The organism is Janthinobacterium sp. HH104, from assembly GCF_001758715.1.
Lineage (GTDB): Bacteria > Pseudomonadota > Gammaproteobacteria > Burkholderiales > Burkholderiaceae_D > Janthinobacterium > Janthinobacterium aestuarii.
In genome coordinates, this window is record NZ_LRIB01000054.1 from 282,535 (window position 1) to 293,234 (window position 10,700).

12 protein-coding genes are annotated in these 10,700 nt (G+C 61.9%); 3 read left to right on the forward strand and 9 right to left on the reverse strand.

Going from position 1 to position 10,700, the window contains the following annotated elements; translation table 11 throughout:
* Window positions 1-4: 4 nt before the first annotated feature.
* The 6 genes from trpC to rpe form a co-directional block, all read right to left on the reverse strand.
* Entirely contained in the window at window positions 5-805 is an 801-nt protein-coding gene (gene trpC / locus JAB6_RS25930; RefSeq protein WP_070305528.1) for an indole-3-glycerol phosphate synthase TrpC, read from the reverse strand.
* Between the two features lie 34 nt (window positions 806-839).
* Window positions 840-1,883, reverse strand: coding sequence for an anthranilate phosphoribosyltransferase (gene trpD / locus JAB6_RS25935; RefSeq protein WP_070305530.1), 1,044 nt, complete (start codon window positions 1,881-1,883; stop codon window positions 840-842).
* Window positions 1,884-1,948: 65 nt separating this feature from the next.
* Window positions 1,949-2,512, reverse strand: coding sequence for an aminodeoxychorismate/anthranilate synthase component II (locus JAB6_RS25940; RefSeq protein ID WP_034753541.1), 564 nt, complete (start codon window positions 2,510-2,512; stop codon window positions 1,949-1,951).
* 1 nt (window position 2,513) lies between these two features.
* A complete protein-coding gene (trpE, locus tag JAB6_RS25945) occupies window positions 2,514-4,010 on the reverse strand; it encodes an anthranilate synthase component I (RefSeq protein WP_070305532.1) in 1,497 nt (498 codons plus the stop codon).
* A gap of 269 nt (window positions 4,011-4,279) precedes the next feature.
* Entirely contained in the window at window positions 4,280-4,984 is a 705-nt protein-coding gene (locus JAB6_RS25950; RefSeq protein WP_070305534.1) for a phosphoglycolate phosphatase, read from the reverse strand.
* On the reverse strand, window positions 4,984-5,658 hold the full coding sequence (gene rpe, locus JAB6_RS25955) for a ribulose-phosphate 3-epimerase (RefSeq protein ID WP_070305537.1): 675 nt from the start codon (window positions 5,656-5,658) through the stop codon (window positions 4,984-4,986). The genes JAB6_RS25950 and rpe overlap by 1 nt, the downstream gene beginning before the upstream one ends.
* Window positions 5,659-5,824: 166 nt before the next feature.
* Here rpe and apaG point away from each other — a divergent pair, with 166 nt between their 5' ends.
* Window positions 5,825-6,199: a Co2+/Mg2+ efflux protein ApaG gene (gene apaG, locus JAB6_RS25960; RefSeq protein WP_034753698.1), complete on the forward strand. Its 375-nt coding sequence runs from the start codon at window positions 5,825-5,827 to the stop codon at window positions 6,197-6,199.
* A gap of 25 nt (window positions 6,200-6,224) precedes the next feature.
* Here the strand turns inward: apaG and JAB6_RS29485 are convergent, their stop codons facing one another.
* Window positions 6,225-6,371, reverse strand: a complete 147-nt coding sequence (locus JAB6_RS29485; protein ID WP_175444617.1) for a hypothetical protein — start codon at window positions 6,369-6,371, stop codon at window positions 6,225-6,227.
* A 97-nt stretch (window positions 6,372-6,468) separates the two neighbouring features.
* Here JAB6_RS29485 and JAB6_RS25965 point away from each other — a divergent pair, with 97 nt between their 5' ends.
* A complete protein-coding gene (locus JAB6_RS25965) occupies window positions 6,469-7,647 on the forward strand; it encodes a murein transglycosylase A (RefSeq protein WP_070305539.1) in 1,179 nt (392 codons plus the stop codon).
* Window positions 7,648-7,679: 32 nt separating this feature from the next.
* On the opposite strand, the gene JAB6_RS25970 is transcribed toward JAB6_RS25965, so the two are convergent.
* Both JAB6_RS25970 and JAB6_RS25975 read right to left on the reverse strand, forming a co-directional pair.
* Entirely contained in the window at window positions 7,680-8,117 is a 438-nt protein-coding gene (locus JAB6_RS25970) for a universal stress protein (RefSeq protein WP_070305541.1), read from the reverse strand.
* 137 nt (window positions 8,118-8,254) lie between these two features.
* On the reverse strand, window positions 8,255-9,556 hold the full coding sequence (locus JAB6_RS25975) for an MFS transporter (protein ID WP_254671803.1): 1,302 nt from the start codon (window positions 9,554-9,556) through the stop codon (window positions 8,255-8,257).
* 76 nt (window positions 9,557-9,632) lie between these two features.
* Here JAB6_RS25975 and JAB6_RS25980 point away from each other — a divergent pair, with 76 nt between their 5' ends.
* Window positions 9,633-10,409 carry an enoyl-CoA hydratase gene (locus JAB6_RS25980; protein ID WP_070305543.1) on the forward strand — a complete coding sequence of 259 codons (777 nt, stop codon included), beginning with the start codon at window positions 9,633-9,635 and terminating at the stop codon, window positions 10,407-10,409.
* Window positions 10,410-10,700: the final 291 nt, after the last annotated feature.

The window sequence follows — 10,700 nt, forward strand, 5'->3', positions numbered from 1 at the left end:
TGGTTTAACTGAACAGGCGTTCCAGCTCCACGCCGGGGTCTGGCGCGCGCATGAACGCTTCGCCCACGAGGAAACTGTGGATGTGCGCATCGCGCATGCGTTGCACGTCGGCCGTGCTGTGGATGCCCGATTCCGTGATGATCAATTTGTCTTGCGGGATGCGCGGCAGCAGGCCGAGTGTCGTTTCCAGCGACGTGTCGAACGTGCGCAGGTTGCGGTTGTTGATGCCGATCAGCGCGCTCTTGAGCTTGAGGGCCGCCGTCAGTTCTTCGCCGTCGTGGCTTTCGATCAGCACGCCCATGCCCAGTTCGTGGGCGCACGCTTCCATCTCCGCCATCAAGCCATGGTCGAGCGCCGCGACGATCAGGAGGATGCAGTCGGCGCCCATGGCGCGCGCTTCATAGATCTGGTACATGTCGACCATGAAATCCTTGCGCAGCACGGGAATGGCGCAGGCGGCGCGCGCCTGCTGCAGATACTCCACGGAGCCCTGGAAAAACTGCTCGTCCGTCAGCACGGACAGGCAGGCCGCGCCGTGCTGGGCATAGCTGGCGGCGATGTCGGCAGGGCGGAAGTCGGCGCGTATCACGCCTTTCGACGGCGATGCCTTTTTCACTTCGGCGATGATGCCGGGCTTGCCGGCGGCGATGTGCTGGCGCAGGCTTGCTTCAAAGCCGCGCAGCCCGGCGCGCAATTCGCTGTCGCTTTCCACGTCGCTACGCAGGCTGGCCAGGCTGCGGCGGGCTTTGGCCTTGGCCACTTCATCGGCCTTCACGGCCAGGATTTTATCGAGTATGTCGGACATGATGGTCGCTATTCTATAAAGGAGGGCGGAGGGCTTACGCTTGCGCCGGGGTGCCCAGCTGCTGCGTGACCTGCACGAATTGGTCGAGTTTCGCCAAGGCCGCACCCGAGCTGACGGCGGTGCGCGCACGCGCCAGGCCGTCTTCGATCGAGCTGGCCACGCCGGCCGCATACAGCGCCGTGCCCGCGTTCAGGGCGACGATGTCGGCAGCGGCACCGGGCTCGCCGCGCAGTGCTTCCATCATCTTCGCTTTCGATTCGATGGAATCGGCCACCTTCAGGTTGCGGCTGGCGATCATCGACATGCCGAAGTCTTCCGGATGGATTTCATATTCGCGGATTTCGCCGTTGACCAGTTCACCGACCATGGTGGCCGCGCCGAGAGACACTTCATCCATATTGTCGCGGCCATACACGACGATCGCGTGCTGCGCGCCCAGGCGCTGCAGCACGCGCACCTGGATGCCGACCAGGTCGGCGTGGAACACGCCCATCAAGATGTTCGGCGCGCCGGCCGGGTTGGTCAGCGGCCCGAGGATATTGAAAATCGTGCGCACGCCCAGCTCCTTGCGCACGGGCGCCGCATGCTTCATGGCCGCATGGTGATTCGGCGCGTACATGAAGCCGATGCCCGTTTGCGCGATCGACTGGGCGATCTGCTCGGGCTGCAGGTTGATGTTGACGCCCAAGGAATCGAGCACGTCGGCGCTGCCGGACGAGGACGACACGCTGCGCCCGCCATGCTTGGCCACGCGCGCGCCGGCGGCGGCCGCCACGAACATCGAGGCGGTGGAAATGTTGAAAGTGTGCGCGCCGTCGCCGCCCGTGCCGACGATGTCGAGCAGGTTGGTGGTGTCGGCCATGGGCACCTTGGTGGAAAACTCGCGCATCACTTGCGCGGCGGCGGCGATTTCGCCGATGGTTTCCTTTTTCACGCGCAGGCCCATGGTGAGGGCCGCGATCATGGTGGGCGACATTTCGCCGGACATGATCTGGCGGAACAGGTACAGCATTTCGTCGTGAAAGATCTCGCGGTGTTCGATGCAGCGCAGCAGGGCTTCTTGTGGTGTGATCGGCATGATGCTTCCTTCTTCAATGATGGCGCAGGAGGACACTGATGGCACGCCGTGGCGTGCGCAGGGGATCAGCGCTCGAGGAAATTCTTCAGCAGGGCGTGGCCGTGCTCCGAGAGGATCGATTCGGGGTGGAACTGCACGCCCTCGATATCGTATTCCCGGTGGCGCACGCCCATGATTTCGCCGTCGTCCGTCCACGCCGTCACTTCCAGGCAGGAAGGCAGCGAGGCGCGTTCGATCGCCAAAGAGTGGTAGCGGATCACTGTGAAGGGGCTGGGGATGTCCTTGAAGACACCCACGCCTGTATGCGCGATGAGGGAAGTCTTGCCATGCATGACTTGCTTGGCGCGGATGACTTTACCGCCAAACGCTTCGCCGATGGCCTGGTGCCCCAGGCACACGCCCAATATCGGCTTCTTGCCGGCGAAGTGCTTGAGCACTGCCACCGAAATGCCCGCCTGTGCCGGCGCTTTCGGGCCGGGCGAGATGCAGATGCGGTCCGGGTTCAGCGCCTCGATCTGTTCGATCGTGATTTCATCGTTGCGGTAGACCCGCACGTCTTCGCCCAGCTCGCCGAAATACTGCACGATGTTGTAGGTGAAGGAGTCGTAGTTGTCGATCATGAGCAGCATCTTAAAACCCTCCATCCAGGCCATCTTGCACTTGTTCGGCGGCGCGCAGCACGGCGCGCGCCTTGTTTTCCGTTTCCTGCCATTCCATTTCGGGGATGGAGTCGGCCACGATGCCGGCCGCGGCCTGCACGTACAGCATGCCGTCCTTGACCACGCCCGTGCGGATGGCGATGGCCACATCCATTTCGCCGCCAAACGACAGGTAGCCGCAGGCGCCGCCGTAGATGCCGCGCTTGGTGATTTCCAGTTCGTCGATCACTTCCATGGCGCGCACTTTCGGCGCGCCCGTCAGGGTGCCGGCGGGGAAGGTCGCGCGCAGCACGTCCAGGTTCGACAGGCCCTCCTTGAGGGTGCCTTCCACGTTCGAGACGATGTGCTGCACGTGCGAGTATTTTTCGATAACCATGCGGTCGGTGACGTGTACGCTGCCCGTCTCGGCGATGCGGCCGATATCGTTGCGCGCCAGGTCGATCAGCATCACGTGCTCTGCGATCTCTTTCGGGTCGGCCAGCAGCTCGGCCGACAGTTCGGCGTCGCGCTCGGGCGTGGCGCCGCGCGGACGGGTGCCGGCGATGGGACGCAAGGTGACTTTCTTGCCGCCGTCCGCCGTCTTCTCGTTGCGCACCAGGATCTCGGGCGAGGCGCCGATGATTTGCATGTCGCCGAAATTATAGAAGTACATATACGGCGATGGGTTGAGCGAACGCAAGGCGCGGTACAAAGTCAGTGGCGAATCGACATAGGGTTTACGGATGCGCTGGCCGATCTGCACCTGCATCAGGTCGCCCGCCATCACGTATTCATGCGCCTTGGCGACGGCCTTCAGGTAGTCTTCCTTGGAAAAGTCGCGGATGGTTTCCGTGCGCACGGAAGCGCTGGTGACGGGCGCATCGACACCGCGGCGCAGCATCATGCGCAAATCCTTCAGGCGCTGCTGCGCTTTCGAAAACGATTCGGGCTGCGTCGTATCGGCGTAGACGATCAGGTAGAGCTTGCCGGACAGGTTGTCGATGACGGCCAGTTCTTCCGTCACCATCAGCTGGATGTCGGGCAGCTTCAAGTCATCTTTCGGCGCGCCGCCGGCCAGTTTTTTCTCGATGTGGCGCACGGTGTCGTAGCCGAAGTAGCCGGCCAGGCCGCCGCAGAAGCGCGGCATGCCGGGGCGCAGGGCCACCTTGAAGCGCGACTGGTACTGTTCGATGAAGTCGAGCGGATTGCCTTCGTGCTCTTCGATCACGACGCCGTTCTTGACGATCTCGGTGCGCTTGCCATGGCTGCGCAACACGGTCGTGGCGGGCAAGCCGATGAAGGAATAGCGGCCGAAGCGTTCGCCGCCGACGACGGATTCGAGCAGGAAGGTGTTCTTGCCGCCTTGTTGGGACTGTGCCAGTTTCAGGTACAGCGTGAGCGGGGTTTCCAGGTCGGCGAACGCTTCTGCGATCAGGGGGATGCGGTTGTAGCCTTGCTGGGACAGCGATTTGAATTCGAGTTCGGTCATGTTTCTCTCCATGCCGTCAGGGTATGCATGTGCATAGTGCACAAACCCTGCGGTGGGTTATCAAAAAACTTGCCGGGGCACGCAACAGGCGCAATATGCGCAAACTATACGGGTGCAGCCGGCAGCAATCGTAACGGCTCGGCCCTTAAGCCTGCCAGGATTGCCAGCGTCGCCAAAGCCAGGCCTCAATCGAGCCGGTTTGGGTGACATTGTGTTTTTTGATGAGAAACGTGTTCACGATATGGTGGTGGGTTTGGTCAGTATGCCGGTTAGTTTTGCATGCTAATAAAACGGGCTGCTTCGAGCAGTGTCTTTACTATACCATCGGAATCGGTATCGTGTATAGAGTGTCCGTGATTGTAGCCATAGGGTACCGTCAGTACGGGACAAGCCGCAGCCCTGGCCGCTTGCGCGTCGTTCGAGGAGTCGCCGATGGCCACCACTTTGGCGGGCGCCAGGTCGAAGTCCGCGCACACTTGCAGCAGCGGCAGCGGGTCCGGTTTCTTCCTCGGCAGCGAATCGCCGCCGTAGACGATCTCGAAATACTGGTCGAGATTTTTCTGCTTCAGCAGGGGCAGGGCGAAGGCGATCGGCTTGTTGGTGACGCAGGCCAGGCGCAGGCCCGCCGCCTTCATCGCCGCCAGCCCCGCTTCCACGTCCGGGTACAGGGTGCTGAACTGGCCGTTGATGGCCAGGTAATGGCGCTGGTAGCCGTCCATCGCCTGCTCGAAACGCTGTTCCACCCCGGCCGCGTCGAAGTCGAGCGCCAGTACGGTGCGGATCAGGTTTTCCGAGCCCTTGCCGACCATCAGCTTGATGGCGTCGGCGCTGATGGGCGCCAGGTCCAGTTCGGCGCGCATGCCGTTGATGGCGACATGGAAATCGGGCACGGTGTCGAGCATCGTGCCATCGAGGTCGATGATGGCGGCGCGCACGCCGGTCAGTACGTGGTCTTTCACCGTGCCCGCTTGCATCAGGCGCCCTTGACGGCTGCCAGCTCGGCGCGCATGGCGTCGATGACGGCTTTGTAGTCGGGCTTGCCGAAGATGGCCGAGCCGGCGACAAAGGTGTCGGCGCCGGCAGCGGCGGCAGCGGCGATGTTGTCGATCTTGATGCCGCCATCGACTTCCAGCATGATGTCACGGCCCGATTCGTCGATCATGCGGCGCGCTTCGGCGATTTTCTTCAGCGCCTGCGGGATGAAGGACTGGCCGCCGAAGCCCGGGTTGACGGACATGATCAGGATGATGTCGATCTTGTCCATCACGTGTTCCAGGTAGTGCAGCGGCGTGCCCGGGTTGAATACCAGGCCCGATTTGCAGCCATTGTCGCGGATCAGCTGCAAGGAGCGGTCGACGTGCTCGGACGCTTCCGGGTGAAAGGTGATGATGTTCGCGCCAGCCTTGGCGAAATCCGGGATAATGCGATCGACAGGCTTGACCATCAGGTGCACGTCGATGGGTACTTGTACGTGCGGGCGGATCGCTTCGCACACCAGCGGGCCGATGGTCAGGTTCGGCACATAGTGATTGTCCATCACGTCGAAGTGGATGATGTCGGCGCCGGCGGTAACGACGTTGCGCACTTCCTCGCCCAGGCGGGCAAAGTCGGCGGACAGGATGCTGGGAGCGATACGGAATGTAGTCATGGTGGAGTAGCCAAAGGATAGAAAATGCGAAGATGCGCTATTTTACGCTTGACGCCGCTACCATGCCTTATTGAAGCACGATGAAACACGGAATACGCATCGCGCGATGGTCTATGCGTCGCGCGCGACACACAATACGACTGGCAATGTCTGAATAGGAATGACGATGGCGACTTATGAATTTACGGTAACGGTCAAGACGCAATACCTGCCCGAGCAATCGGCACCGGACCAGGGGCGGCACGTGTTCAGCTACACGATCCGCGTCGTCAACACGGGCACGGCTGGCGCGCAGCTGATTTCGCGCCACTGGGTCATCACGGATGCGAACAACAAGGTGGAAGAGGTGCGCGGCCTGGGCGCCGTCGGCCACCAGCCGCTGCTGCAGCCGGGCGAACAGTTCGAATACACGAGCGGCACCATGCTGGGCACGCCGCAAGGTTCGATGCACGGCGAGTATTTCTGCGTGGCCGAAGATGGCCATCAGTTTGAAGCGCCGATTCCCGAGTTCGTGCTGTCGGTGCCACGCACCCTGCATTGACGCAACGCCGGGGGGCTTGCGCCCCTTACTTAAGTTTTTCGGTGCTGTCCTGTTCTTCGCCGAGCTGCTTGCGCGCCGGTGGGACGGGTTTTTTACCCGAATACATGGTCCACCAGACTATAAATGCCAGCAAGAAGAACGCCACCAGCGCCTCTATCATCAAGATCCACATACGCACCCCTATGTTATTTACCCGCAGCTTAGTATTTACCCGCCGTCTGTTGACACGCGGTAGTCTACCCGTTTCAATCGGTGCCGTCGCGCTTGCGTTGTCCGCCTGTACCACGCCGCCCGCGCCGCCCGCTGCCAGCGGCAAGGCGCCGCCCATCGCGCCGACCGTCGTCAGGCCGGTTCCGGCCAAGCCGGCAGAGGCCAAGGATGCCGCGGATGTGGCGGCGCCCACCTTCGTGCCCGCCAAGTTTGCCGCCTTGCCTGGCTGGGCCCGCGACGACATGCGCGCCGCCTGGCCCGCTTTCATGGCATCGTGCGGCGTGCTGGTGAAACGTCCGGACTGGAAGGAGTCGTGCACGATCGCGCGCCAGGTGAATGCCGACAGCGACAAGGCCATCCGCCTGTTCTTCGAGACCTTCTTTGTGCCGAATCAAGTCATCACCGCCGATGGCGCCAGTACCGGCTTGGTGACCGGCTACTACGAGCCGCTGCTGCACGGGGCGCGCAAGCGGGGCGGCCCATACCAGACACCGCTGTACAAGGTGCCCGACGACCTCGTCTCGGTGGATTTGTCCGGCGTGTATCCGGAATTGAAGAACATGCGCTTGCGGGGCAAGCTGGTCGGCAAGAAAGTGATACCGTACGCGACCCGCGCCGACATCGAGCGCGCCACGTCCGTCACGGGCAAGGAATTGCTGTGGGTGGATGATGAAGTCGAGGCCTTCTTCCTGCAGGTGCAGGGCTCCGGCCGCGTGCAGCTGACCGATACGCAGGAAACCGTGCGCGTGGCGTACGCGGACCAGAATGGCCATCCGTACAAATCGATTGGCCGCTACCTGGTCGACAAGGGCGAGCTGACCTTGAGCCAGGCGTCCGCGCAGGGCATCAAGGCGTGGATCGCCGGCCATCCTACGCGCAAGGATGAATTGTTCAACGCCAATCCCAGCTATGTGTTCTTCAAGGAAGAGCGCTTGCCCGACCCGAAAGTGGGGCCGAAGGGCGCGCTGGGCGTGCCGCTGACGCCGCAGCGTTCGGTGGCCATTGATTCGCGCTTTTTGCCGCTGGGCGCACCCGTGTTTTTGGCCACCACGCAAGCCAATAGCGAGATTCCCATGCAGCGGCTGGTGATGGCGCAGGATACGGGCGGCGCCATTCGCGGGCCGATCCGTGTCGATTATTTCTTTGGCTTTGGCGCGGAAGCGGCCGAGAATGCGGGCCGCATGAAGCAGAGCGGCGCCGTGTGGGTGTTGTTGCCGAAGCAGGCGCCGGCGCGCTAGGGAAAGCGTCGCCGGGCAGTTCGTGGTGTGGCTTAGCGCAAGACCATCACTGGCAGGTGGGTGTGGGCCAGCACTTTTTGCGTTTCGCTGCCCACGAACAGCTTGTTCAAACCCTTGCGGCCGTGCGAAGCCATCAGGATGATGTCGCAATGGTAGGTTTGCGCCGCATTGACGATTTCATCGTGCGGGCTCGGCGACACGGCGACCACGCCTTCGAAAGGTACGCCGGCGGCGCCTGCCGCTGCGCCGATCTTGTCGATGGCGCGTTGCGACGCTTCCTGCATCTGCTGTTCATACAGGCTGGCGTCGAGCACGATGCCGCCGTCCGCCATCGGCGAGAACGGGAATGGTTGCACCACGCTGATGGCGACCAGCTTGGCCTTGTTCAATTGGGCGAAGGCGAGGGCGGTCTCGGCGGCTTTGTCGGACAGCGGCGAGCCGTCGGTGGGAAATAAGATGGTGTTAAACATAGCGTGCTCCTCAAGTGATGTAAGACAGCTTATGGATTTACATCAATTAAAACCTTGATGTAAATCAAACCTCACGGGCTTTGGCGTGAATAGTGTCGCCAAAGCAATCTTTTGCCAGTGTATTCCCGTTCACCGCTTCAGGTGCGCACGCTACGCAGCGGCGTGCCCCACACCATGGCCACCGTCAACACGATGCTGCCGGCCGCGATGCAGGCCAGGCCATTGCGCACGCCAAAATGTTCCGCTATCCAGCCGGCGGCCAGCGCACCCAGCGGCGCCGTCGCTACCGTCAGGAAACGCATGGTCGACGTCATGCGGCCCAGCATGGGGTCGGGCGTGACTTTTTGGCGCAAGCCCAGGTAGGGAATAAAGAACAGCATCACGCCGCAATCGAAAAAGAACATCAGAACGGCATAGGCGACGGCGCTGGCCGCTGCGCTACCGAACAGCGCGGCGGGTATCGTGGGCGTCAGGGCAAAGCAGAGCGAAGTCGATGCCAGGCCGATCAGGATGGTGCGGCCGGCGCCATAGCGGCGCGTCAGCGGCTTGACGATGAAGGCGCTGAGCAGGACGCCGGCGCCACCGAGCATCTGCGTCATGCCCAGCACGCCCGGGCTCATGCCCAGGTCGCGCGTGGCGAACAGCACCGTCAAGGCCATGCTGGCGTAAAACAGGAAGTGCCAGATGCCGGCGCCCCAGGCCAGCCCGCGCAGCAGCGGTTCGCGCCAGACGAACAGCAAGCCGTCGGCGATGTCGCGCAAAGCGTGCTTGTCGGACGGCGCGGGTCGCGGGTCGCGCACGCTCATGGCGCGCAGATTGAAGACGGAAACCAGATAGCCGCAGGCCGTGCACAGGATGGCGACGGGCGCCGACAGCACTTGCACGAGCACGCCGGCCAGGCCGGGACCGATCAGGCGCGAAGCCGATTCGGTGGCGGCAAATTTGGACTGCGCATCGATCAAGCCGTCGCGGCCCACGAGGAAAGTCAGAAACACCTGTTCGGCGCCACCACCGACGACGAAGCCCGTGCCGATGATGAAGCCCACTATATATAACCATGGCATCGACAGCACGCCGCACCAGTAAGCCACGGCCACGCTGGCCAGGGCCAGGCCCGACATGCTTTCGCTGAACAGCATGATCGGGTGCTTGCTGCGCCGATCCAGCAGCACGCCGACGGGCAAGCCGAAGAGGGCGAACGGCAGCGCCTGCAGCGCAACCAGCACGCCCATCTGTTCCGGTGTCGCATGCAGCAAGAGCACCGCGCACAGGGGCAGGGCCAGCGAGGTAATCTGGGCGCCGAAGCAATTGAGGCCGTTGCTGAACCACAGGCGGCGGAAATTGACGCTGGCGGCGCTGCCGTCGCCACGCAGATAGTGGGCGCAATACTGGAAGAGGGAAGAGAAAATATGCTGCTCGATAAAAAAGATCGGGCTCACAATAATAGCAGCGCACCTGCCGCGCCGCTGCCGTTAGCCGCTACAATCGTTGCACCGTTCATCGAGAGGAGACACCATGCAATACGAAGACCTGATCATCGATATCCAGGACAAAGTGGCGGTCATCCGCCTGAACCGACCCAAGGCCCTGAATGCCTTGAACGACAACATGATGAATGAGCTGGGCGACGCCTTGCTGAAGTTCGACGCCGACGAGAGTATCGGCTGCATCGTGCTCACGGGCAGCGAAAAAGCATTTGCCGCCGGCGCCGACATCGCGGCCATGGCCGATTACACCTACCCCGATACCTATACCCAGGGCTACATCAGCCGTAACTGGGAGCATATCTTGCGCGTGCGCAAACCGGTGGTGGGCGCCGTGGCCGGCTATGCGCTCGGTGGCGGCTGCGAACTGGCCATGATGTGCGATTTCCTGATCGCCGCTGACAGCGCCAAGTTCGGCCAGCCGGAAATCAAGGTTGGCGTCACGCCGGGCGCGGGCGGTACGCAGCGTTTGCCGCGCGCCATCGGCAAGGCCAAGGCCATGGACCTGCTGCTGACGGCGCGCACCATCGATGCCACCGAGGCGGAACGCATCGGCCTCGTGTCGCGCGTGGTGCCGGCAGATAAATTGCTGGAAGAAACCCTGGCCGCCGCCAAGACCATCGCCGCCATGCCGACTTCGGTTGCCATGATGATCAAGGATTGCGTCAACCGCGCCTTTGAAACGACCTTGACCGATGGTGTCGCCTACGAGCGCCGTTTGTTCCAGGCCGCCTTCGGTACGCCGGCGCAAAAAGAAGGCATGCACGCTTTCCTGGAAAAGCGCTTGCCAAACTTCGACGGTCTTTGATATGATTCGCCTCCCCGATGAGACGCACTGGTTTGCGGCACAAAAGGGACGGCCTTCCGGGGCTGGGTAGTAGAAAAAGAAGGTTGACGAAATGCTGCAAACGCTTCATACTCTTCCTTCTTCGCAGCTGACAAACACAACGCTTTGTCGATAGCGCGAAAGCAGTACCGAATACAGTTCTTTAACAATTAACAGTCGATAAGTGTGGGCATTTGATGTAAGTGCAGCGTCAATCTTCGGATTGGCGTCTAACTTAAAATATCAAATGTTCACAAGAAATAATGAAATAGG